Raw genomic sequence first — 22,632 nt, forward strand, 5'->3', positions numbered from 1 at the left:
TGTAGACCTGAGGAACAGTCAACGTCAAGGCGTCGTAGGCAAGTTGATGACCGGATACCGCTTGCCGGCTGGCCGGATCCGGGGGCTTCCGGAGACAAAACCAAAGGTGAGAGATGTTCACCTTTCACAGGGACGGCACAACCAACATCCTTTTGCCACAAGCACCTTGACCCTTGAATGTAACCACCGGTAACTTCCGGAATGGCTACTGCGGCGTAGCAAGTAAGCCCTTGCACCACGGGAGGTGCTCTCAGGCGTGCGTCGCAACCGCTGTCCGCGCCAGGACAACGTGCCGTTGCCCCAACTGCAATGACTTGGAAGTCCAGGGAGCACACATGGCCTCGTCCTCGGACGCCACGGCGTCCACCAACGAAAGACCCGAGGGTCCCGCAGCGTCCGGAAGACGCGGGCGGGTCCGTCTGAAGCGCGCCGCGGTGATGGCGGTGCCGGCCACGGCGGTCGCCGCCGGTCTGATGATCATGACCGCCCAGGGCGCGCTGGGTGTCCAGTTCGCCATCTCCGGCATGCCGTTCGTGGTCACCGCCGACAAGCTCGACGGTGAGGGCTTCGCCCAGTTCGGCGCGCTGGACCACATGATCGAGAACAGCCCGAACGAGGGTGACACCGGCGGTCAGGTGCTGGTCGTGACCTCGGTCGTGAAGAACGGCAAGCTGACGAACCTCTGTCAGAGCGTCGACCTCGGCGGCATCCAGCTGGTCCTCACCGCCGGCAACAAGGGCACGCCGGTGAGCGTGAAGAACCTGGCGATCGACTCCGACGACATCACGGGCGACGCCTCGTTCAACAACATCGAGATCGGCCGTGACTCCAGCACGTTCGACAAGGTGGACCAGAAGGGCCAGCCCGGCGTCTACGGCCAGCAGGCCGACTCGGTCGTCATCACCGATCTGTACCAGCACAACTACGCCGCCACCGCGGCCGTCTTCAAGCTGCCCGACCTGCACATGAGGTTCCAGAGCGAGGGCTGCGACTAGTGAGCGACTTCCGGGAATGGAGAGGTCACCGGCCGTTCGCCGGTGGTCTGCTGCTGGCGTTGGGCGGCGCCGAGATCCTCGTGACCATGAAGGCGCCGCTCCCGGTCATCCTGAAGATCGGAATGCAGGGGCTGGCGGGCTACCTCCTGCCCGCGCTGATGATCGTGTGCGGGCTGCTGATCATCTTCAATCCCGCTCAGCGCCTGTTCTACTCCATCCTCGGGATCATGCTCTCCCTGGGGACGTGGCTCACGTCCAACATCGGCGGTTTCGTCGTGGGGCTGCTGATGGGGGCGGTGGGCAGCACGTTGGCCTTCGGCTGGCTGCCGGATCAGGAACCCCGCCAGAAGCGTTCGGCGAAGCGGGCCGAGGAGGCGGCGCGGGCTTCGGAGAATCCGGAGAAGCACGCCGCTGAGCTCGGGTAGTCGCGGACGTTCGGCGAGTACCGGTCCGTCGTGGCTGTTCGCGCAGTTCCCCGCGCCCCTGGGGGGGTGCGGGGTTCGGCGTTCACCGCGGGGCCGACGCCGTCGCGGCCGAACTCAGCACCGAGTGCAGCCGGGCCGTGTTCGTCCAGTACGTGTCGTGGGTGAGCGGGACGCGCCAGTAGAGGCCGGGGCCCGCGGTACGGCGCAGCGGCGGGACGGCCACATGGCTGCCCCGGCCGAGGACCTGGACGTCGGGCAGGCGCCAGGCGGCCGCGTCGCCCGGCGGGACCAGCCAGTACATGATGCCGCCGTAGCCGTCCTTGATGACGGCGCCGCTCTCGTCCCCGAGGGACTTGAGGGCGAGGGCGCCGAGGTCCGCCGGCACCCGTACGGCGTTCCACCAGCGCCCGGCGGGCACGGTGCGTACTTCGGGGCTGTAGGAACACATCCAGCGCGGGGCCCTGCTGACAGTCATGGCACTCACCGGCTCTTCATGGGGGGGGTCCGCCCGATCCTAGGAGCGGCCCCGGCGGCCGACTTGCGAGTACGCGCAGGGAAGTTGCCGTCGTACGCAGCGCGTGGCGCGCGATCTCGCCCCGCGGCGCCGCCGAGCCGTAGCGTGACCGGGCTTGCACGTTGCGCTGTTGGACCGTCTTCGAACCAGGAGGACCCACATGGGCCACCCGAGCCCCTTGGTGATCGACCCGACCGGCCGTGACATCCACGGTGAGGCCGCCCGTATCCGCGAGACGGGTCCGGCGACCCGGGTCGTGCTGCCGGGGCCGCCGGTCGTGGAGGCCTGGGCCGTCAGCAGCCCCGAGCTGCTCAAGCGGCTGCTCACCGATCCGCGGGTGTCGAAGGACGCGCGGCAGCACTGGCCCCGGTTCGCCGCCGGCGAGATCACGCCGGAGTGGCCGCTGTTCACCTGGGTCGCCGTGCAGAACATGTTCACCGCGTACGGCGGGGACCACAAGCGGCTGCGCACGCTGATCGCCAAGGCGTTCACCGCGCGCCGCACCAACGCGCTCCAGCCGCGGATCGAGCAGATCACCGAGGGGCTGCTGGACCGGATCGAGGAGGGCCTGCGGGGCGGGGCGACCGTCGATCTGCGGGAGGAGTTCTGCTATCCGCTGCCGATCCAGGTGATCACCGACCTCTTCGGGCTGCCCGAGGAACGGGGCGCGGAACTCCGGGAGTTGGTGGACAAGATCTTCGACACGTCCGCCGATCCCGGGGAGATGTCCGCCGCGTTCGGGCGGTTGCAGGGGGTGCTGGGGGAACTCGTCGCCACGAAGCGGGAGACGCCCGGCGACGACCTCGCCTCCGGGCTGATCTCCGCCCGCGACGAGGACGACGCCCGGCTCAGCGAGCAGGAGTTGATCGACACGCTGGTGCTGATGATCAGCGCCGGGCACGAGACGACCGTCAACCTCCTCGACCAGGCCGTCCATGCCCTGCTGACCCACCCCGAGCAGCTCGCGCACGTCCAGGAAGGGCGGGCGACCTGGGACGACGTGATCGAGGAGACCCTCCGGGTCCAGGCGCCGGTGGCGAGCCTGCCGCTGCGGTACGCCGTGGAGGACCTCGACCTCGCCGAGTTCGGCGGCCCCGAGGGTGTGGTGATCGCGCGGGGTGAGCCGATCCTGGCGGCGTACGCGGCCGCCGGGCGCAGCCCCGAACGGCACGGGAAGGACGCCGACGTCTTCGACGTCAGCCGGGCCGACAAGGAACACCTCGCATTCGGCCACGGGGTTCACCACTGCCTGGGCGCCCCCCTCGGCCGGCTGGAGGCCAGGATCGCCCTCCCGGCCCTCTTCACCCGCTTCCCGAACCTGCGACTGGCGTCCACGGGAGCCGACCTGGGCCACGTGGAGTCCTTCATCTCCAACGGCCACCGCCACCTCCCGGTCCGCACCACCTGACGCTCCCCGCCCCGGCTTCGGCGGCGGCCCGGAGGCCTCCGGGCGAGGCCTCCGGGGTGGTGAGGCGGGCCGTCACTCCCCTCGCCACCAGGACAGCAGGCGGGTCCAGGGGGAGGTCGGGGAAGTCGGAGCGGGGGCCTGGGTGGTGGGGGCGGGGCGGGTCCTGGCCTCGGGGGTGGTGGTCGGTCCGCGGGACGGGGGGCGTTCTGTCACGGGGGCCGGGGGGAAGGTCACCGGCAGGGCCGCGAGGGCTCGGTGGAAGGGGCCCGGGCGCCATTCCAGGGCGTCCACGGGTACCGCGAGGTCGACGTCGGGCAGGCGGTCGAGGAGCTTCTCCACCGCCACCGAGGCGATCAGCCGGGCCTCGCTCCGCGCGGGACAGTTGTGCGGGCCCGCGCTCCACGCCAGGTGGGCCCGGTTGCCCGTCCGCTGATCGGTCGTCAGGGTTGGATCGGTGTTGGCCGCGGCCAGCGAGACGACGAGCGGAGCACCGGCCTTCAGCAGCGCGCCCTCGTACACCACGTCCCGCCTCGGGTAGTGCACGGCGTAGTTGGCCATCGGCGGATCGGTCCACAGCACCTCGTCCAGGGCGTCCTCGACGGGCAGGCTGCCGCCGGCCAGGTCACCGGCGAAGCGGTCGTCGGAGAGCAACAGCCGCAGCCCGCCCGCGATGAGGTTCTGCTGCGGCTCGGTGCCCGCGCCCATGAGCACGACGAGGGTGTGGACCATCTCCTCGTCGGTGAGCCCCGCCGGGTGCAGGGTCAGCCATGACGTCACGTCCGCCCGGGGGCGCTTCCGCTTGAGCGTGACCAGTTCGAGGAGCGTGGCGCCGAGCAGTGCGTCGGCGCGTTCGGCGTCCACCCCGTCGAAGATGCCGGACATGCCCTCGACCAGCTTCAGCCCCAGCTCGGCCGGACAGCCGAAGAGGTGGTTGAAGACGAGCAGGGGCAGCACCTGGGCGTACTCGCCGAGGAGGTCCGCCTCGCCGGTGGGCGCGAACCGGTCGATGAGGGTGTCCGCGCTGCGTTCGACGTAGCCGCGCAGGGTGTGGGGCTCGACCCGGGCGAGGCTGTCGGTGATGGCGCCGCGCAGCCGCCGGTGCTCCTCGCCGTCGGAGAACAGGGCGTTGGGCCGGTACATCATCATCGGCACGACGGGGCTGTCCGGGGGGACGGTGCCGTCCGCCAGGTCGTTCCAGCGGCGCGGGTCCTTGGAGAAGGTCTCCGTGCCGCGCAGGACGTGCAGGGCGGCGTCGTAGGAGGTGACGAGGGTGGCGCGTACGCCGGGGGCCAGCTCGACGGGCGCGGTCGGCCCGGTCGCGCGCGCCCGCCGGTAGAACGCGGCCGGGTCGGCGGCGAACTCCGGTCCGTACATGGGCTGGTGGGCCGGGCAGCCCGGGGGCGGACCGGAGGTACCGGAAGGACCGGGGGTGTCGGAGGGTCCGGTCGGGCGGGACGGCGGGGCGGGGGTCACGCGGGCTCCAGTTCGGTCGTGCGGCCCAGGAGGTACTCGACGAGGGCGATCAGCGCCCGGGTGGAGGAGTCCGGGTCGCGGGCGTCGCAGCGCACCAGCGGGGTCTCGTCCAGCAGGTCGAGGGCCTCGCGCACCTCGGCCAGATCGTGCACGGGGGCGCCCTCGAAGTCGTTGACGGCGACGGCGTACGGCAGGTCCAGCTCCTCCAGGACGCCCATCACGTCGAAGGAGTGGGACAGCCGGCGGGTGTCGGCGAGGACCAGCGCGCCGAGGGCACCGCGGGTCATGTCCTGCCAGAGCCTGGTGAAGCGCTGTTGCCCGGGGGTGCCGAACAGGTACAGCACCAGGGAGTCGTCGAGGGTGAGCCGGCCGAAGTCCATGGCGACCGTGGTGGTGGTCTTGTCCCGGGTGCCGGCGAGATCGTCGACGAGCGCGCCGGCCTCCGTCATGACCTCCTCGGTGCGCAGCGGCCGGATCTCGGAGAGTGTGCCGACGAACGTGGTCTTGCCGACCGCGAAGTGACCGACGACCAGCAGCTTGGCCGCCGTCCGCACGGTGGGACGCAGATAGACGTCGTCAGAGGCGGGCGCGGAGCCCATCGAGGACCTCCTGGAGGATGCGGGCGTCGGACGGCCGGGCGGGCGGTATCGGTGCGCGGGTGACGATGTGGCCGCTGTCCATGAGGTCGGCGACCAGCACCTTGGTCACGCTGACCGGCAGTTCCAGGTGGCTCGCCACCTCGGCCAGGGAGAGCGAGCCGGGCCGGCACATGTCCATCACCCGGCGCTTCTCCGGGTTGAGACCGGTCAGCGGCAGATCGGTCGCGGCGACCAGCAGCGTGACCAGGTCCAGGGTGTTGCGGGTCGGCCGGGCGCGGCCGTCGGTGACGACGTAGGACCGCACCAGTCGTCCCCGGGGCCGGCGGGGCGTCATGCCCTGCTGCCCGTGTCCAGCCGTGCCGGGCTGGACAGTTCCTTGCCGAGCCGGTCGACGAGCTTGTGCATGCGGTACGTCACCGCCTCCATGTCGACCTCGTCGCCGGTGGAGACCGCGAGATAGGCGCCCTCGCCGGCCGCGACGAGGAAGACGAAGCCGTGTCCGAACTCGATCAGGGTCTGGCGCCACGGGCGGTCGGCGGGGCCGCAGAACTCCGAGGTGCTGCGGCTGATGGACTGGAGTCCCGAGAGCCCGGCGGCGAGGCGCTCGGCGTCGTCGCGGCCGATGTCGGCGGAGTGGGCGCGGAGCATGCCGTCGGCGGAGAGCAGGATGGCGTGCCGTGCTTCGGGGACCTTCAGCACGTCGTCGAGCATCCAGCCCAGCTCGTTGTTCGTGGGCTCGATCATGCGTGGGGGGTCCCTTCGTTCTCGTGGGGGGTGGGCGACGCGGGGTCGGCGACGGCATCGGCGGAGCCACGCTCACGGTCGGAGCCGGCCCCCCGGTCTGCTTCACGTCCGGCTCCGGGGTCGGTTTCACGTCCGGCTTCGAGTCCGGCTTCGGGGCCGGGTTCAAGTCCCGCTTCGGGGCCGGGTTCACGTCCGGCTTCGAGTCCGGCTCCAGGGCCGGGTTCCCGTCCGGCTTCGGGGCCGGGATCCCGGACGTACTCCTCCTCGTCGAGGATGCGTCCGGCCGCCCGGCCGAAGCGGGTGCCGCGGGCGAAGGCGCCCATGAGGCGGGCGTTCTCCTCGGGCGACCGGCCGGGGGGCTCCTCGGCCCGTGCCACGGGCTCCGGTTCGGGGGCCGCGGTCCGCCGGGGGGTGCGCCGACGGCGTTTGGGCAGTCCGCCCTCGGTGGTGTCGACGGGGGCGGCCTCGACGGTCGCCGGGCGGGGGCCGGGGGCGGCCCCGGTGACGCGCGCCGGTTCGGCCCGTGGCTCCGGGGCGGCGGGCTCCAGCTGGGTGAGCAGCACGGTGGGCAGGAACGCGACGGCGCGGACACCGCCGTACGGCGAGCGGGTGTCCACGGAGACGGTGAAGCCGTAGCGCCGGGCGAGCATCCCGATGACGGCGAAGCCGAACTGGGGCGGGTCGTCGAGGCGGGTGACGTCCACCTCTCCGTCGCCGGTGAGCAGCCGGGTGGCGCGCTGCACGGCGTGGGCGTCCATGCCGACGCCGGCGTCGTCGACGATCACGCATGCGCCGTTGTGCACGGGCTGGACGTCGACCTCGACGGTGGTGTTGGGCTGGGAGTGCCGGGCCGCGTTGTCGAGGAGCTCGGCGACCGCGAGGACGACCGGCTCCACGGCTCGGCTCACCACCGCGAGGTCGACCCGGCCGTGGACCCGGACGCGCCGGTAGTCGCGGATGCGCGAGGTGGCGCCCCGGACGACCTCGACCAGCGGGGAGGTGGCCCGCTGCCGGCCCGGCCAGGAGCCGCAGAGCACGGCGATGGCCTGGGCGCGTCGGCCGAACTGGGCGTTGGTGTGGTCGATCTCGAGGAGGTCGCGCAGCACGTCGGGGTCGTCGTGCCGCTCCTGCATCTCGGAGATGGACATCTGCTGTTCGTTGGCGAGGGCCTGGATCGAGCGCATGGACGCCTTGAGGGCGGCCTTGGCGGACTGGTCGGCGCGATGCTGCGCGTGCTCGACGGCGCCGGAGAAACGGGCGAGCACCTCGTCGAGGCCCTTGCCGAACTCCGTCCCGGCGAGGCGGCCGTCGAGCGGTCCGACGCCGGGGGCGGCCTGGCCGGGGTGATCGGCGAGGGCCGGCAGACGGACCGTGACCAGCCGGCGCAGCTCCTCCTCCCGGGCCCGTACGTCGTCGGCCAGGACCGCGTTCCTTCCGCGTTGCCGCCTGGTGATCCGGTGCTGGCGCAGCAGGAGTACGGCGGTGGCGAACAGGCCCGCCGCGAGGGCCCAGGTCACCGCCTGCGATATCGGTTCGGTCATGAAGTACGCGTCCTAACGTCCTCAAGTCCCCGGGCGTCGGGGGTCCCGGGACGCCGGCGGGAGTTGACGGAGCGCACGACGCTAGCGGCGCGACCGCGCGGACACTTTCCGTGACGCGCAGGGAAGTTGTCACGGGGCGCATGAGTGGCACACGGGGCGCGATGTGTGCGGTGAGGTTTGCCCTGGCATATTCGACGACTCGGTCCGGGCGGCATGGCAACCGCTTGCCACGCTAGGGTGCCTTCCTGGTCCGACCGGACGGTAACCATCTTTGATCATGCAGTAGTTGAAGATTTCCGTATGGGGGACCGTATAGAGACAACGAGGACGTCGTCGGGGGCCCGGCACCGGGGAGGAGAACGTTGCCCGCGGGAAGTTACAGCGTCGAGGCGCTGACCACCGAGGAGCTGACCCCTCGTGAGCGTGCCGATTTCTGGACCGAGCGGATCGGCTCGTACCAGTCGCGGATGGGTTTCAGATACGCGCGGTCGGAGAACTTCCGCGGCGAGACCGTCCGTCAGCGCACCGACACCTACCAGTTGGTGAAGTACCGGTCGGACGAGATCGAGTACACCCGCACGATGCGCCAGGTGCGTCAGGACCCGGACGAGGACTACCGGCTGCTGGTGCCGACGAGCGGTGAGATCGTGCTGCGGCAGGACGGCGAGGAGGCCCGGCTGACCCCGGGCACGGCGGCGCTGGTCACCTTCGCGTCACCGTTCCAGTGCCTGCAGAGCGACGCCATCGACGCGTTCATCTTCACCATTCCGGCCCGCGAGGTGGACGGCCGGCTCAACAGCAGGTCGCCGGTGGCCAGCGGGCTGGATCTGGCGACCGGTCTCGGCCGTATCGTCGGCTCGATGCTGACCGGGCTGCACGAGGAGCGCGCGCACCTCACCGACCCGGAGTTCAACGCCGTCTCCGACCGGGTGGTGGAGCTGGTGTGCATGCTGGCCGCCGGCGACGACCGCCCCGACGCCCCCGGGCAGCTGGGCGAGGTGGAGGCGATGGTCCGCCGCTATGTGCGCGACCACGCGGCCGATCCGAACCTGACGGGTACGGCGGTGGCGCGCGCGCTCGGCTGGTCGCTGCGTCAGATCCAGCTGGCCCTGCAGAAGGCGGGCACCACGCCCCGGGAGCTGATCCGGGAGGAGCGGCTGCGGCTGGTCCGGGACCGCTTACTCTGCGCGGAGTGCGAGCATCTGACGATCACGGATCTCGCCTACTCCGCCGGTTTCTCCTCCGCGAGCGCTCTGAGCACGGCCTTCCGCCGACGCTACGGCGTCAGTCCACGGGAGATGCGGCAGAGCATACGCTGAGTCAACTCCGCATGAACACAGGGGAGTTCGAGCCAGGGCAGCACAACAGGCACGACCCGCCGAGTAGGTTCTCACACCGGCCTGGCGTATCGTTCCATTGAAGTCTAAAGCTTAGCCAAAGCATGACCGGCGGTCGACCCTGGCCGCTTTCCGCCCCTCGTGGTGTGAATGTTCCTGGAGCGCGTCGCGCCCACCGTGTGCGACCTCGCCCCTTTCGCACCCGACCCGGCTCGCCGCGAGGGGCGTTGACACGAGGCACCACGGCGCACGCTGGCGTGAATCATGCGCTCCACGCGGCCGGTATCGACGGCCGGAACGGTCGAATCCGCAGGTGACCCGCCTCCCGGCGACCCCTCTTTCACAGACGGCGCGGCGCCGTGGCCGAGGTGTGAAGAACTGCTGTCCCGCCGCCTCGCGGGAAGGAGGTAGAAAGGCGTCGCAGACCCTTGCCGCGCTGACGGCACCTCAGGTGACAGACCTCCCCTGAGCGTCTAGGACCGCTGGTCAGATAGTTGACGTTCTTCGCTACTCTGTCGCGTACTGGCTGATCGAGAGGACTCCGATGCCTGAACCCCCACCCTTCGCAACGACCCCGGATCACGGTCGGCGGGACACCACGACTCCCCCGCCCCGTCACCGGCACGGAAAGCCCGGGGTGTCGGATTCCGCCAACTCCTTCGCCGCACAGCCCCGGCTGACCCGGCTCGCCGTTCTCCCGGCCGCGTTCATGGCCGGAATATCCACCGCCGTCACGGGCACCCTGCTGCGGCTTCAGGAGGGCACGGCCGACGCCGCCACGTGGGGGGTGCTGGCGGGCGGTGCGGTCCTCGGCTGCGGCTGTCTGGCCGGAGCCGTGCTGGCGGCCAGGAAGCGGGCCAGGTCCGAGGCGAAGCGCGCCGAATCGTTGCGGCAGGCCATCACCAGCGGCAACTGGGCGCTGGACGAGGACCTGACCCGTCTCAAGCGCGGCGAGCAGCTGCTCTCGCGCGGCTTCACCTACCAGGCCTCGCGCGGCGAGGACCCGTACCAGAAGCTGGAGTACGACGTCACGGAGGCCCAGCACCGGGCCCGGGAGGCGCTCGTCTGGGCGGCGAGCTACTTCCAGGCGGCCTCCGACGACAACAGCGACAAGGTCGAGGTCTTCGTCAACCTCGCCCGCCGCCTCCAGTCGCTCGTCCACCGCACCATCCGTGAACTGGACGATCTGGAGAACCAGGTCGAGGACCCGGACCTGCTCCGCCGGATCTTCGGCATCGACCACCTGGCCACCCGAATACGCCGGCACGCCGAGAACCTCGCGGTGCTCGGCGGCGCGGTCTCCCGCCGCCAGTGGACGAACCCGGTGACGCTGACCGAGGTGCTGCGGTCCTCCATCGCCGAGGTCGAGCAGTACTCCCGCGTCAAACTGGTGCCGCCCATCGAGGGCACGCTGCGCGGCCACGCGGTCGCCGACGTCATCCACCTGCTGGCCGAGCTGGTCGAGAACGCCACGATGTTCTCCCACCCGGACACCCAGATCCTCCTGCGCTCCCGCCGGGTGACCGCCGGCATCGCCATCGAGGTGGAGGACCGCGGCCTGGGCATCCCCCAGGAGGACCAGGACCGGATCAACACCCTGCTCGCCGACCCGGCCCGCATCGACGTCGCCAAGCTGCTCGCCGACGGCCGCATCGGTCTGTTCGTGGTCTCCTCGCTGGCCCGCCGGCACGGCATCGCGGTCCAGCTCCAGGGCAACATCTACGGCGGCGTGCAGGCCATCCTCGTCCTCCCGCAGGGCCTGCTCGGCGACGAGGAGGGACAGGCGCCCGTCCAGGCACGGCCGCCCGCCGCCCCCCGGCCGGCGCAGACGCCCGCGCCCTCCTGGCAGCCCTCTCCGCACGCGGCTCCCCCGGCCGCCGCGCCACCCCCCGCGCACGCGGCTCCCCCGGTCCGCACCGCCTCCCCGGCCGGTCCCCCGCCGGGCGCCCCGCAGCGGCCGGTCGCGCCCGTACCGCCCCCGGCGGCCGCCCGGCACGAGCGGCCCCAGCCCCTCGCCGACGTACGGTCCGAGTACCGCACCTCCGGGTACGAGCGTCCGGCGCCCGCCCCGCACGGCTCCGGCGGGTCCGGCAGGCCGAACCTGCCCAAGCGGCGCGCCATGGAGCACCTGGCCCCCGAACTCCGCCAGGGGCCCGCTCCGCGTCCCGACACCACCGAGCAGGAACTGAACTTCAGCCCCGGCCTCCTGGCCGGAATCAATCGAGGCTTCGGTCTCGCCGGCGCGACCTCCGACGCGATCCCCGTCGACGACGCGCGCTGGGCCCCGCCCCAACCGCAAGGAGAAGAACCCCACCATGGTGAGCGATAGCCACCCCACCGGGCAGAACATCGACTGGCTGCTGGACAACCTCAAGAAGACCGTCCCCGGTACCCGGCAGGTCCTGTTGCTGTCGTCCGACGGCTTGAGCAAGGCGCACGTGGATCTGAGCACCGACGACGCCGACCGGCTGGCCGCGATAGCCTCCGGGCTCAACTCCCTGGGCCGTTCGTTCGGTCACGACAGGGTGCTGGGCAACGGCGGCACCGTCCGCCAGGTCATCGTGGAGCTGCACAACGGCATCCTCATCGTGGCCTCGGCGGGTCACGGCGCCGTGCTGGCGGTCACCGCGGACGCGTCCACGCACACCGAGACGCTCGGCTACGAGATGGGCATGCTCATCCGGGCCGTGCAGCCGTTCCTCGCCACGCCGGCCCGCCGCCCGACCATCGCGCCCACCAGCGCGGGGATGTGACGCGATGACGGACGAGCTGTTCCTGGACGAGGAGGCCGGCCGCTTAGTCCGGCCGTTCACCGTCAGCAACGGGCGCACTCGACCCTCGACGTCCTTCGACCTGCTCACCCTGGTGATGGCCACCGGCATCCGGCCGCTCGCCGACCTCGGCCCCGATCACGACATGGTGCTCGGGCTGTGCGTCAGGCCGGTGCCGGTGGTCGAGGTGGCCGCGCGCATGAACCTGCCGATCGCGGTCACCAAAGTCCTGTTGTCCGACCTGGTGCAGCACGAGGCGCTCACGGCACGGGCGCCCCGTGCCGTAGAGGCGGCCTCCGCCGCCAACCGAGAAGTTCTGGAGGCGGTGCTCGATGGCCTACGCGCACGACTCTGACCCCTTCCCGACCGCCCTGAAGATCCTCGTGGCGGGCGGATTCGGGGTCGGCAAGACGACCTTCGTCGGGGCGGTCAGCGAGATCGCGCCGCTCAGCACCGAGGAGGTCATCACCACGGCCAGCGCCGGCACGGACAGCCTCGCCGGGATCGAGGAGAAGTCCACCACCACCGTGGCGCTGGACTTCGGCCGGATCACCCTCGGCTCGGACCACGTCCTGTACCTGTTCGGCACCCCCGGGCAGGAGCGGTTCTGGTTCATGTGGGACGAGCTGTCCGACGGGGCGCTGGGCGCGGTGGTGCTCGCCGACACCCGGCGGCTCGACGCGTGCTTCCCCGCGGTGGACTTCTTCGAGGTGCGCGGCATCCCGTTCGTCGTGGGGGTGAACGAGTTCGACGGCGCGTACCAGTACTCCCTGGAGGAGGTCCGGGACGCCATCGGGCTGAAGTCCAACGCACCGATCGTGTTCTGCGACGCCCGGCACTGCAGCTCCGGCACGGGTGTGCTCGTCGAACTCGTGCAGCATCTGCTCGGCATGACACCCGGCGTGGCGTCGCACCAGCCGCCCGCGCTCCGTTGATCCCTACTCAACTCAGCCGACCTCGAACGGAGTTCCGATGAACAGCCCCTATTCCTCCTATGAGCCACCGCTCGACCGCCTGCTCCTCACCCCCGAGGATCCGGGTGCGCCGCAGCGTGCCGCGAGGCTCGCCCAGTTGGGGCTCGCCGACACCCCCCGGGCCGAGTTCGACGCGTTCGCGCGCCGGCTGGCCCTGGAGCTGGACGCGCCGTACGCGATGGTCAACTTCGTCGACGACAGGCGGCAGTTCTTCGCCGGGCTCTACACGCCGGACGCCGGTCCCGTGAACATCGCGCAGGGGCAGGCCGCCGAGACCTCGATGAGCCGGGAGATGCGTCTGGACCACGGCTTCTGCCCGCACACCGTCAAGCGGACGGCGGCGCTGGTGCTCGACGACGTCTGCGACTACCCGCGGTTCGCGGGGAACCCGGTCGTCGACGAGATCGGCATCCGCTCCTACATGGGCGCGCCGCTCGTCGACGCGCTGGGCGGCATGAACCTCGGCACGATCTGCGTCGTCGACACCGACTCCCGTACGTGGGGCCGGCAGCGGCTGGAGATCATCAAGCACATGGCCCAGGAGATGTCGGACCGGATCCAGGCCATCGCCACCGGCCACTGAGACCGGCCGGGCGCCGTCGGCCCGTCACGGTCGAGGGGAAGCGGGCCGCCGGGCACCCGGAACACGAAAGCCGCGGACACGTCGTCGTGTCCGCGGTTCTCTGCGTTTCCCGTCCGGTTGCGCCGTGACGAACCTGCGGGCCGGTGGGGGCTGGTCGCGCCCACGCGGCGGAGCCGCAGGTCGAGACAGCCCCGCGCCCCTTGCGGGGCACGGGTGCCGGGCCTCAGACCAGTTCTCCGACCGGGACCGGTTCCCGCTCCGGTCGCCGCTGCTCGACCTGCGGCGTGCGGACCAGATCGGCGAGTCGTTCGGACCACTCGCCCTTGTTCTCGCCGAGCGCGAACTCACCCAGCCTGAGGCCCTGGATCTCGGAGGTGCCGGCGGGCGCGTAGATGTGGAAGGCGTCGCGCAGATAGCGCTCCACCGAACGGTCGGTGAACAGGCCGCAGGCGGCGTGGATCTTGACGGACTCCTGGGCCGACTCGATGGAGGCCTCGACGTTGTAGAGCTTGGCGGACATCAACTCGACGTCGCAGGGCCGCCCGTTGTCCAGCAGGTGCGCGGCGAGATAGGCGCTCTGCCGGGCGAGGGTGAGGCGCTGCAGCATCCGCCCCAGCTCGATCTTGATGTTGGGCAGGTGCCCGAGCGGCTTGCCGTAGCGCTGGGTCTCCCCGCAGTACCGGGCGGTCTCCTCGAACACCGCCTGGTGGATGCCGAGGGACACCGCGGTCAGGTTGAGGCGGCCGTAGAGGACCGACGAGGAGTAGGCGACGGCCAGCCCCTCGCCCTCCGCGCCGAGCCGGTTGGCCGCCGGCACCCGGCAGTTGTCGAAGACGAGTTCCCCGAAGCTGAACCCGTGCAGGCCCATGGAGGGCACCTGGGGCGCGAGGGAGAAGCCGGGCCGGTCGGACTCGACGAGGAAGGCCGTCATGCCCTTGGAGCCGGGCCCGGTGCGGACCACGACACCGTGCACGTCGCCCACATGGCTGTTGCCGACGAAGACCTTGCGGCCGTTGAGGATGTAGTCGTCGCCGTCCCGTACCGCGCTGCTCTCCATGCCGGCCACATGGCCCCCCGACCCCGGCTCGGTGACGGCGATGGTGGGCAGCACCTCGCCCGCGGCGATCTTCGGCAGCCAGTACCGCTTCTGGCTGTCGTCGCCGAAGTGGATGATCTTGGCGACGCCCAGCTGGGAGGCCTGGACCATGGCGCCCATCGCGCCGCTCACCCGCGACAGTTCCTCGATGATGATGGTCTTGGCGAGGTGACCGGCGCCCATGCCGCCGTGGGCCGGGTCGATCGTGGCTCCGATCCAGCCCTGTTGGGCGATCAGACGGGAGAGCCCCACCAGTGCGGTACGGGAGGCCTCCATCTCGGGTATCAGGGGCCGTACCACCCGCTCGGCGAACTCGCGTACGCGCTGCCGTAGATCTTCGTGATCCTGGGTTGTGAAGACGTGTTCCACGCCAAGCCCTTCTAGGCGTTTCCCCGCGCCCGGGGGAGACGCGGTGGCTGTGCGTCGGATCGTGGTTCCGGTTGGGAGTCTGACCGACGTGGAACATGGTCTACAAATCAACCTCTTACGCCAAGATCGTTTAGGGGGTTTGGCCGAAACATTGACAGTTGAAATGTGAGCCCAAATGTGAGATACGAATACGCTGATGTCCACATTTTGATACTTTCTTCGCCGAACTTGACCGACTGTCCTGACTCGGGACCCGGCGCCGACGAACCTGACCACCAGCCAAACACCGTACGGCACACGGTTCTTCCGGGCCGCGCTCCGCCGAATACCAAACCGCGGCGCCCCGCGTGCAGGTTTGAGCAGGTAACCATAGATTTCAAGCCACACCTCCCGAACTCGGTTGTGACCGAGGAGTGCCGATCCTGCGAGGTCGCCGTGTCGACAAGTCAGCTTTCCGTGTGCCCCGGAATCCTCCGCTCAGGGGATCCGCCCCGGCACCCGCCCCGGCCTCGTGATCACCGCGCCAAGTGGTGCCTCCCGGTGGCGAGTTGCCTACGCCCCGCGAGGGAGCCCCAGCCGGGCGGGTGCTGACGACGGGGCTCGGGTCCTGATACCGTTCCGTCCGCCCGCCGACTTCCGCCGACGGTGTGTCAAGCCGGGCACAGGGGATGCCGGGCGGCTCGCGGGCGCACCCCACCGCCGTCGGATGTTCACTGTCGTACGAGGAATCAGATGCCAGGCACCCTCCCCCGCGCGCGAGGCGAGTCGCGCGGCGGGACCCCCACCGGCACCCCACGCGGTGCGCAACGGTGGCCCGGATGAGCGGTGACACGCCCCGCACCGGGACCGGCTCCGCGTCCCTCCCCCAGGGCCTGCCCCGGCGGGCCCGGAACACCCCGGCCCCGCCACGGCTCCGCGAGGACACGGCCGACGCCCCCTCGGCGGCCGGCGGCGACACCGAGGACACCCTCCGCCCCGACGAGCTGGCCCGCGTCATGGTGGCGATCCAGCGGGGCACGGCACGCGCCCGGCTCGCCGGACCCGACGACGCCCCCGACGGCACCCCTTCCACGTCCGGGATCCCCGGCACCGGCGAGACCCTTGCCACCGACGGCCGACCGGCACCCCGACCAGGGCCCGAGGCCTCCTGACGGGCGCTGCCCCCGGCGCCCCGACGACCCGGCGCCTCCCCCGGCGCCGACCGACCGTGAGGAACACGCACGACATGACTGAGCAGGAACGACCCGGTCCCCAACTGGACTGGCTGCTGGACGGACTCGTGGAGCGCATACCCGAGATCCACTGCGCCATCGTGCTCTCCGGCGACGGCCTTCTCATCGGCAAGTCGAAGGACATCCGGTTCGACGACGCGGAGCATCTGTCGGCCGTCGGCTCGGGCATGCACAGTCTGGCCCGGGGCGTGGCCCGGCACTTCCAGGGCGGTGAGGTCCAGCAGACCGTCATCCAGATGGAGCGGGCGTTCCTCTTCGTCACCGCCGCGGGGCGGGGCGCTCGGCTGGCGGCGATCGCCTCGGAGGAGGTGGACGTCGGCATGATGGCCTTCGAGATGGGCACCTTGGTCAAGCAGGTCGGCAAGTACCTGAGCGCGGCGCCCCGTTCGGAAACGCCGTCCGGCTACGTGCAGGACGCGTGAGCCGCGACGGCCGCCGGGCCTGGAACTCGTCGAAAGGGTGATGGATGGTGTCCGTCAGCTCCGGGCCGCTCGTGCCCACCGCCCTGAAGATCCTGATCGCGGGCGGTTTCGGCGTCGGCAAGACCACGATGGTCGGCTCGGTGAGCGAGGTGACCCCGCTGGCGACCGAGGAGCACATCTCCTCGGCGGGCCGACGCGTGGACGACCTCAGGGGCGTCGAGAAGAAGGTCTCCACCACCGTCGCCCTGGACTTCGGCCGGATCACGTTCTCCCCCGAGCTGGTGCTGTACCTCTTCGGCACACCGGGGCAGGACCGGTTCTGGTTCATGTGGGACGACCTGTGCAACGGTGCCCTCGGCGCCGTGGTCCTCGCAGACACCCGCAGGCTCGACGCCTGCTTCCCCGCGGTCGACTTCTTCGAGTCCCGCGACATCCCCTTCGCGGTCGGCGTCAACTGCTTCGACGGCAAGCGTGAGGTGGACGCCGAGCAGGTCCGCCAGGCCCTCGACCTCTCGCCCGCGGTCCCGGTCCTGCTCTGCGACGTACGGCAGCGCCACTCCAGCAAGGAGCTGCTGCTGGCGGTGCTCGGCGCGGCCCGGCGCAGGATGGAGGCCCGCCTGGTGGCGGCGGGGCTCCGCCCCGGCTGAGGACTCAGCGAGTCAACTCCTCGGCCCTGGCCAGCAGTTCGGTGCGTCCGATCGCGTCGGTGCGGGTCGAGGGGACGGTGCAGGCGTACGCGCCGGCGATGGCGCCGAAGAGGGCGCACCGGTGCGGTGGTTCGCCGGTGAGCCGGCCGAAGAGATAGCCCGCCGCGAAGGCGTCGCCCGCCCCGTTGGAGTCCACGACCGGGGTCGGCGGGGCCACCGGCGGCACATGACTCAGCTCGCCGTCGACGAGGTGGTACGCGCCCCGCTCCCCGTCCGTGGCCACGACCGTCCGGGCCCGGCCCCGCTCGGTGATCCGGCGCATGGTCTTCTCCGGGTCGAGGAGCGAGGCGGCCGACAGGAAGACCAGGTCCGCGGCGAGGGCGAACGGCTCGTGGTACGGGTCGACGCCGTCCCAGTCGTGCAGATCGGTCGAGACGGTGACCCCCAGCTCGCGCAGCAGCGGCAGCGAGGCCGCGCACGGCTGGCTGATGGAGACATGGACGTGCCGGCTGACCCCGGCCAGCGCGCGGACCGTGTCCGGGGGCAGTTCGTCCACCTCCTGGCTCCGGCTGCCGTCGTAGAGCGAGCAGCGGCGCCCGTCGGGGCCGACCAGGTTCACCGCGCGCCGGGTGCCGCCGGGCAGCGGCGCCTCGGTGAGCGGGATGCCCCGGTCGCGGTGGAGCGCGCGGACCAGATCTCCTTCGTGATCGTCGCCGAGCAGGTCGAGGTGGTGCGTCCGCAGCCCGAGTGCGTGCGTGGCCACCGCCATGAAGTCGCCGGTCTGTCCGGCCCGGGTCTCGATGGCCGGCACCAGATGACTGTCGGCGAACGGGAGCGGCAGTTCGGGGACGTAGACGATGGTGTCCACGCCCGCCCCGCCCAGCACGAGGACATCGATCTCGGACTCGCTGCGCACGGTGCCTCCAGCGGCGACGGCTTCACTGCGAAGGCAGCGTACGCCGACGGACACCCGCGCCCGGAAGGGGCGCGGGGAACTGCGCGACGAGCCACGACGGCGCTGCGGACGAATGACGACACAGTACGGATCGGCGGACGGGGCGGCGCGGCACCGACGGACGGCCCCGCGGGGCTCCGGGCGCCGTATCCGGCTCTCCCAGCGGAGCGTCTACGTCCAGGACGGATCGGTCAAGGGAAACCCTCCGCTCTCGTGCGAAGCCGTCGGAGGGGCGGGCTCGGCGGTTTCCCGGCCCTCCGACGGCAGTTCTGCCCAGACGACGCGACCGGACCGTTGTGGGGTGTCGCGCACCCCCCAGTCGCTGCTGAGCATGCCGACCAGCATGAGCCCACGCCCGTTCTGGTCGTCGGGGCCCGGACGACGCCGGGCTGGCTGTGCGTGACCGCTGTTCTGGTCCTCCACCTCGATGCGCAGCCGGCTGCCGGTGAAGTGCAGCCGGCACACGATCCAACTGCTGTCCGTGTGGGTCAGCGCGTTGGTGAACAGCTCGGACGTGATCAGGAGCGCGTCCTCGAGGGTCTCCGGACGCACCTCCCACTCGCCGAGCAGTTCGCGCACGGTTCTGCGTGCCTCGCCCGCCGAGGCGGGCACCGCGGGCAGTCCGAAGACTCCCGCTCTGTGGGGTTCGTACACCTCTGCGCCAAGGGGTGGGTACATGGTCGGGGCTAACCGGTCCGGGGACTGGGGGAGGGTGGGCGGAGCCATCGCCGTATGCCTTTCGTTGGCCCTTCGCACCGGTGGGGTGCCGGTGCCACGGCCGCCTCGCCGCTCGCCGCGAGCTCTGGCAACTCGCGCCGGACAGCGCTCAGTTGCGGCCACATCTCCCCCAACCTGGCCGCGCGGCTCCGGTGTTCGCCGGAACCGTGACGGTACGACCACTGTGGCATCCGCGAACAACACCTCGCAACCAGCAAGTTGAAATTTGCAATTTGTGGGTCGCATGCTGCCCCCGTTCGAGCCAAGATCGTGTCAGACTGCGCTCTCGAAGCGACTCGCACAACAACGCGCATTCTGTGAACGAAAGCGCTCAGGACCCGTAATCCAGTTCGACATGACCTCTGTGGCTCGGCGTGAGGGGTGGTGGGCGTGACCGCGGAAACGGACTGGGGCGGCGCCCCCTCCGTACTGCGCATGATCCTCGGCAGACAGCTGGAGGAGTTGCGCACCCGCGCCGGGCTGACGTTCGAGCAGGCGGGCGAGGCGATCGGTGTCAGCCATTCCACGATCCGCCGCCTGGAGGCCGCCAAGGTCGCCCGGTTGCGGCTGCCGGATGTCGAGAAACTGCTCCAGGTCTACGGCGTACGGGACCAGCAGGAGATCGAGACCTTCCTGAAGTCGGTCCGCGAGGCCAACAAGCGTGGCTGGTGGCACACCTACCGCGACGTCCTGCCCGACTGGTTCGCCGCCTACCTCAGCCTGGAACAGGCGGCGCTCCAGATCCGCGCGTACGAGGCGCAGTTCGTGCACGGCCTGCTCCAGACCGAGGAGTACGCCCGTGCCCTGCTCGGTGCCGGCAACCCGCACGCGGCGGCGGAGGACACCGAGCGGCGGGTGGCGCTGCGGATGCGCCGCCAGGAACTCCTCACCCGCCCCGCGCCGCCCCGGCTGTGGGTGGTGATGGACGAGACGGTGCTCAGATGGCCGGTCGGCGGACCGGACGTGATGCGCGCCCAGGTCGACCATCTGATCGAGCTGAACCGGCTGCCGCATGTCACGGTCCAGATCATGCCGTTCCAGAACGGCCCGCATCCGGCGATGCGGGCCGGCGCGTTCCACCTCTTCCGGTTCAGGGCCCCCGAGCTGCCCGACATCGTCTACCTCAGCGGTCTGGTGGGCGCGGTGTACCTCGACAAGCAGGACGACGTCGTCGTCTACCGCGAGGCCCTGGACCGGCTGGGCGCCCAGTCGGCGCCCGCCCGCAAGACCGAGGCCCTCCTCGGCGCGCTACGCAAGGAGCTCTGACGTGCACCACCGCATATCCAAGGCAACGACCCACGGAGTACACAACGACGTCCGCAACGGCATGCCCGCCCGCGATCTCGGCGCCCAGGACTGGCACCGGCCGTGGAGCGACGACGCGGGCGGCGCCTGCGTCGAGGTGAAGAAGCTCGCCGACGGCCGGGTCGCCGTACGCCAGTCGACCGACCCGGACGGCCCCGCGCTGCTCTTCACCCCCCGCGAGATGACCACCTTCCTGGCCGGCGTGAAGGCGGGCGAGGCCGACTTTCTGCTCTGAAACTTTCAACCTGCTTGCTGCCACGCCTCGTTGACGCACCACCTGTTTGCGGATCCGGGGGTTCTCGTCGCTTGCCGAACCCCCGGCCCCTGCCCGATCGTGCACCTGACAGAACGACTTGATGGGAGGGACGGCGTTGCCCGACAACGGATGGCCGGCCGACCGGATCGACACCGAGCACGCGCACTCCGCGCGTATCTACGACTACATCCTCGGCGGCAAGGACTACTACCCGGCCGACAAGGAGGCCGGTGACGCGATGGCGCACGAGTGGCCGGCGCTGCCGGTCCACATGCGCGCCAACCGCGACTGGATGAACCGCGCGGTGCGCTGGCTCGCCGAGAAGGCGGGCATGCGCCAGTTCCTCGACATCGGAACCGGCATCCCCACCTCCCCCAACCTCCACGAGATAGCCCAGTCGGTGGCCCCCGAGTCCCGGGTCGTCTACGTGGACAACGACCCGATCGTCCTCACCCTGTCGCAGGGACTACTGGCCAGCACCCCCGAGGGCAGGACCGCGTACATCGAGGCGGACTTCCAGGACCCGGAGACCGTCCTCGGCTCCCCCGAGTTCCGGGACACCCTCGACCTGAGCGAGCCGGTCGCGCTCACCGTGATCGCGATCGTCCACTTCGTGCTGGACGAGGACGACGCGGTCGGCATCGTCCGCCGGCTCCTCGAACCCCTCCCCTCGGGCAGCTATCTGGCGATGACCATCGGCACCGCCGAGTTCGCCCCCGAGGAGGTGGGCCGGGTCGCCCGCGAGTACGCGGCCCGCGACATGCCGATGCGGCTGCGCACCATCGACGAGGCCCACGAGTTCTTCGAGGGCCTGGAACTCGTCGAGCCGGGCATCGTCCAGGTCCACAAGTGGCACCCGGACGGCACGGGCGAGCAGGACATCCGGGACGAGGACATCGCGATGTACGGGGCGATCGCCCGCAAGCCGTGAGGCCGGAGGGCGCGTTCTTCGGCCCCCGGGCCGGGGGCGCGCCCTCTTCCGCGCGCACGCCGACCGCACGGCCGTACGCCCTCGGGGTCGCGGACCGGCGCCCGGCGTCGCAGCGTTCGGCGGTTACCGTGCCGCGCCCGTGCTGTTCCGGACGATCAGCTCGACCGGGATGACGGGGTCCCTCTCCAGCGCCTCGCCGGCGTCCTCCGGGTCGTCCAGCTGCGTCAGCAGCAGCCGCAGCGCCCGTCTGCCGATCTCGGGGAAGTCCGTACGGATCGTCGTCAGCGGCGGCAGCAGATGCGCGGCCTCCGGGATGTCGTCGTAGCCGACCACGCTCACGTCGTCCGGCACCCGGCGGCCCGCCTCGTGCAGGGCGCGCAGCAGGCCTAGCGCCATCTGGTCGTTGGAGACGAACACGGCGGTGACCTCCGGGCGGGCCGCCAGCCGCCGGCCCAGCGCGTAGCCGGAGTCGGCGCTCCAGTCCCCCACCAGCGGTTCGTGGACGCGGGCGCCGGCCTCCCGCAGGGTCTCGCGCCAGCTCGCGGCGCGCATGTCGGCGGAGGTCCAGCCGGTGGGGCCCGCGATGTGCCAGACGGTGGGGTGGCCGAGGTCCAGCAGATGACCGGTCGCCAGCCGGGCGCCCGCCGTGAAGTCCGAGGAGACCACGGGGGTGCCGTCGCCGAGGCCGTTGTCCAGCATCACCAGCGGGGTGTCCGGGCGGGCGCCCGCGAGCGCGGTGGCGACGGGGCGCTGGGGGGCGATGGCGATGATCCCGTCCGCGCCCTCGGCCGAGAGCCGGTCCACCGCCTGGACGACGGTGTCCCGGTCGGCCGTGTCGAGAGCGATGGAGCTGACGAGGTAACCCGCCGTCTGGGCGGCCGTGTTGATCGCGGTCAGGGTGGAGGCGGGGCCGTAGCGGGCCGCGTCGAAGGAGATCACGCCGAGCATCCGGGTGCGGCCGCTGGCCAGGGAGCGGGCGCTGCGGCTGGGGCGGTAGCCGAGCGTGCGCATGGCCTCCAGGACGGCCTCACGGGTCTCCGCCCGGACCGCCGGGTGGTCGTTGAGGACGCGGGAGACGGTCTGCTTGGAGACACCGGCGAGGTGGGCGACGTCCGCCATCACCGGGCGGGAGCCGGCGAAGTTGCGTCGGCTGCGGGTGCGGGCGGCTCCGCCGGGCTCACGACCGGCCGCGCCGCCGGCCGTGGTGCCTCGTGACATGCGGCATCCTTTTCGACGGGGTTCGGGGTAGGTGGTGCGGGGGGTGTGGTGCGTCGGCCCGGGGCCACAGGATAGGTCCGGCCTTTCCTCGCCCCCGCCGCCCCTGCCCGTCCCTCCCCC

The 22,632-nt window shown here is 71.2% G+C and carries 25 protein-coding genes; 15 read left to right on the plus strand and 10 right to left on the minus strand.

What is annotated here, in order from left to right; all coding sequences use genetic code 11:
* Window positions 1-335 precede the first annotated feature (335 nt).
* Both HW837_RS09610 and HW837_RS09615 read left to right on the plus strand, forming a co-directional pair.
* The gene (locus HW837_RS09610; RefSeq protein WP_045559814.1) at window positions 336-995 is read left to right on the plus strand and encodes a DUF6230 family protein; all 660 of its coding nucleotides are present in this window, start codon (window positions 336-338) and stop codon (window positions 993-995) included.
* The gene (locus tag HW837_RS09615) at window positions 995-1,420 is read left to right on the plus strand and encodes a DUF6114 domain-containing protein (protein WP_177261829.1); all 426 of its coding nucleotides are present in this window, start codon (window positions 995-997) and stop codon (window positions 1,418-1,420) included. Before HW837_RS09610 ends, HW837_RS09615 begins: the two co-directional genes overlap by 1 nt.
* A gap of 82 nt (window positions 1,421-1,502) precedes the next feature.
* Here HW837_RS09615 and HW837_RS09620 read toward each other — a convergent pair whose 3' ends face one another.
* The gene (locus tag HW837_RS09620) at window positions 1,503-1,895 is read right to left on the minus strand and encodes a hypothetical protein (RefSeq protein WP_045559815.1); all 393 of its coding nucleotides are present in this window, start codon (window positions 1,893-1,895) and stop codon (window positions 1,503-1,505) included.
* A 199-nt stretch (window positions 1,896-2,094) separates the two neighbouring features.
* On the opposite strand from HW837_RS09620, the gene HW837_RS09625 reads away from it, so the two are divergent.
* A complete protein-coding gene (locus HW837_RS09625; RefSeq protein WP_045559816.1) occupies window positions 2,095-3,342 on the plus strand; it encodes a cytochrome P450 family protein in 1,248 nt (415 codons plus the stop codon).
* 72 nt (window positions 3,343-3,414) lie between these two features.
* On the opposite strand, the gene HW837_RS09630 is transcribed toward HW837_RS09625, so the two are convergent.
* From HW837_RS09630 to HW837_RS09650, 5 genes are all read right to left on the minus strand, one after another.
* Window positions 3,415-4,716: a cytochrome P450 gene (locus HW837_RS09630; RefSeq protein ID WP_093789655.1), complete on the minus strand. Its 1,302-nt coding sequence runs from the start codon at window positions 4,714-4,716 to the stop codon at window positions 3,415-3,417.
* A 95-nt stretch (window positions 4,717-4,811) separates the two neighbouring features.
* Window positions 4,812-5,414, minus strand: a complete 603-nt coding sequence (locus HW837_RS09635; RefSeq protein ID WP_060882943.1) for a GTP-binding protein — start codon at window positions 5,412-5,414, stop codon at window positions 4,812-4,814.
* On the minus strand, window positions 5,392-5,748 hold the full coding sequence (locus HW837_RS09640) for a DUF742 domain-containing protein (protein ID WP_045559818.1): 357 nt from the start codon (window positions 5,746-5,748) through the stop codon (window positions 5,392-5,394). The genes HW837_RS09635 and HW837_RS09640 overlap by 23 nt, the downstream gene beginning before the upstream one ends.
* Window positions 5,745-6,158: a roadblock/LC7 domain-containing protein gene (locus tag HW837_RS09645; RefSeq protein ID WP_045559819.1), complete on the minus strand. Its 414-nt coding sequence runs from the start codon at window positions 6,156-6,158 to the stop codon at window positions 5,745-5,747. The genes HW837_RS09640 and HW837_RS09645 overlap by 4 nt, the downstream gene beginning before the upstream one ends.
* Window positions 6,155-7,699 carry an ATP-binding protein gene (locus HW837_RS09650; RefSeq protein WP_313895505.1) on the minus strand — a complete coding sequence of 515 codons (1,545 nt, stop codon included), beginning with the start codon at window positions 7,697-7,699 and terminating at the stop codon, window positions 6,155-6,157. Before HW837_RS09650 ends, HW837_RS09645 begins: the two co-directional genes overlap by 4 nt.
* Before the next feature lie 362 nt (window positions 7,700-8,061).
* On the opposite strand from HW837_RS09650, the gene HW837_RS09655 reads away from it, so the two are divergent.
* The 6 genes from HW837_RS09655 to HW837_RS09680 all read left to right on the plus strand — a co-directional run bounded on the left by HW837_RS09655 (window position 8,062) and on the right by HW837_RS09680 (window position 13,364).
* The gene (locus HW837_RS09655) at window positions 8,062-9,018 is read left to right on the plus strand and encodes a helix-turn-helix domain-containing protein (protein WP_045559820.1); all 957 of its coding nucleotides are present in this window, start codon (window positions 8,062-8,064) and stop codon (window positions 9,016-9,018) included.
* Between the two features lie 562 nt (window positions 9,019-9,580).
* A complete protein-coding gene (locus HW837_RS09660; protein ID WP_093789618.1) occupies window positions 9,581-11,365 on the plus strand; it encodes a sensor histidine kinase in 1,785 nt (594 codons plus the stop codon).
* Window positions 11,352-11,789: a roadblock/LC7 domain-containing protein gene (locus HW837_RS09665; RefSeq protein ID WP_045559948.1), complete on the plus strand. Its 438-nt coding sequence runs from the start codon at window positions 11,352-11,354 to the stop codon at window positions 11,787-11,789. The genes HW837_RS09660 and HW837_RS09665 overlap by 14 nt, the downstream gene beginning before the upstream one ends.
* 4 nt (window positions 11,790-11,793) lie before the next feature.
* Window positions 11,794-12,162 (plus strand): DUF742 domain-containing protein, encoded by a 369-nt coding sequence (locus tag HW837_RS09670; RefSeq protein WP_045559822.1) that lies wholly within the window; start codon window positions 11,794-11,796, stop codon window positions 12,160-12,162.
* The gene (locus tag HW837_RS09675; protein ID WP_045559823.1) at window positions 12,140-12,742 is read left to right on the plus strand and encodes a GTP-binding protein; all 603 of its coding nucleotides are present in this window, start codon (window positions 12,140-12,142) and stop codon (window positions 12,740-12,742) included. The genes HW837_RS09670 and HW837_RS09675 overlap by 23 nt, the downstream gene beginning before the upstream one ends.
* 37 nt (window positions 12,743-12,779) lie before the next feature.
* Window positions 12,780-13,364 carry a GAF domain-containing protein gene (locus HW837_RS09680; RefSeq protein WP_045559824.1) on the plus strand — a complete coding sequence of 195 codons (585 nt, stop codon included), beginning with the start codon at window positions 12,780-12,782 and terminating at the stop codon, window positions 13,362-13,364.
* 223 nt (window positions 13,365-13,587) lie between these two features.
* Here the strand turns inward: HW837_RS09680 and HW837_RS09685 are convergent, their stop codons facing one another.
* On the minus strand, window positions 13,588-14,829 hold the full coding sequence (locus HW837_RS09685) for an acyl-CoA dehydrogenase family protein (protein WP_045559825.1): 1,242 nt from the start codon (window positions 14,827-14,829) through the stop codon (window positions 13,588-13,590).
* An 818-nt stretch (window positions 14,830-15,647) separates the two neighbouring features.
* Here HW837_RS09685 and HW837_RS09690 point away from each other — a divergent pair.
* From HW837_RS09690 to HW837_RS09700, 3 genes are all read left to right on the plus strand, one after another.
* On the plus strand, window positions 15,648-15,980 hold the full coding sequence (locus HW837_RS09690) for a hypothetical protein (protein WP_093789617.1): 333 nt from the start codon (window positions 15,648-15,650) through the stop codon (window positions 15,978-15,980).
* A 74-nt stretch (window positions 15,981-16,054) separates the two neighbouring features.
* Window positions 16,055-16,483 (plus strand): roadblock/LC7 domain-containing protein, encoded by a 429-nt coding sequence (locus HW837_RS09695; RefSeq protein WP_033529372.1) that lies wholly within the window; start codon window positions 16,055-16,057, stop codon window positions 16,481-16,483.
* Between the two features lie 44 nt (window positions 16,484-16,527).
* Entirely contained in the window at window positions 16,528-17,130 is a 603-nt protein-coding gene (locus tag HW837_RS09700) for a GTP-binding protein (protein WP_045559826.1), read from the plus strand.
* A gap of 4 nt (window positions 17,131-17,134) precedes the next feature.
* Here HW837_RS09700 and HW837_RS09705 read toward each other — a convergent pair whose 3' ends face one another.
* A complete protein-coding gene (locus HW837_RS09705; protein ID WP_045559827.1) occupies window positions 17,135-18,046 on the minus strand; it encodes an adenosine kinase in 912 nt (303 codons plus the stop codon).
* A 210-nt stretch (window positions 18,047-18,256) separates the two neighbouring features.
* Window positions 18,257-18,739, minus strand: a complete 483-nt coding sequence (locus HW837_RS09710; protein ID WP_234442657.1) for an ATP-binding protein — start codon at window positions 18,737-18,739, stop codon at window positions 18,257-18,259.
* Between the two features lie 453 nt (window positions 18,740-19,192).
* Here HW837_RS09710 and HW837_RS09715 point away from each other — a divergent pair, with 453 nt between their 5' ends.
* The 3 genes from HW837_RS09715 to HW837_RS09725 all read left to right on the plus strand — a co-directional run bounded on the left by HW837_RS09715 (window position 19,193) and on the right by HW837_RS09725 (window position 21,294).
* Window positions 19,193-20,068, plus strand: a complete 876-nt coding sequence (locus HW837_RS09715; protein WP_045559950.1) for a helix-turn-helix domain-containing protein — start codon at window positions 19,193-19,195, stop codon at window positions 20,066-20,068.
* A 61-nt stretch (window positions 20,069-20,129) separates the two neighbouring features.
* Window positions 20,130-20,342 carry a DUF397 domain-containing protein gene (locus tag HW837_RS09720; RefSeq protein WP_045559951.1) on the plus strand — a complete coding sequence of 71 codons (213 nt, stop codon included), beginning with the start codon at window positions 20,130-20,132 and terminating at the stop codon, window positions 20,340-20,342.
* 136 nt (window positions 20,343-20,478) lie between these two features.
* Complete coding sequence (locus HW837_RS09725; protein ID WP_045559829.1) at window positions 20,479-21,294, plus strand: SAM-dependent methyltransferase; 816 nt, start codon at window positions 20,479-20,481, stop codon at window positions 21,292-21,294.
* A 123-nt stretch (window positions 21,295-21,417) separates the two neighbouring features.
* Here the strand turns inward: HW837_RS09725 and HW837_RS09730 are convergent, their stop codons facing one another.
* Window positions 21,418-22,512, minus strand: a complete 1,095-nt coding sequence (locus tag HW837_RS09730) for a LacI family DNA-binding transcriptional regulator (RefSeq protein WP_045559830.1) — start codon at window positions 22,510-22,512, stop codon at window positions 21,418-21,420.
* Window positions 22,513-22,632: the final 120 nt, after the last annotated feature.

Origin of the sequence: Streptomyces caniscabiei, assembly GCF_014930365.1 — a bacterium.
In the GTDB taxonomy this organism is placed as follows: domain Bacteria; phylum Actinomycetota; class Actinomycetes; order Streptomycetales; family Streptomycetaceae; genus Streptomyces; species Streptomyces caniscabiei.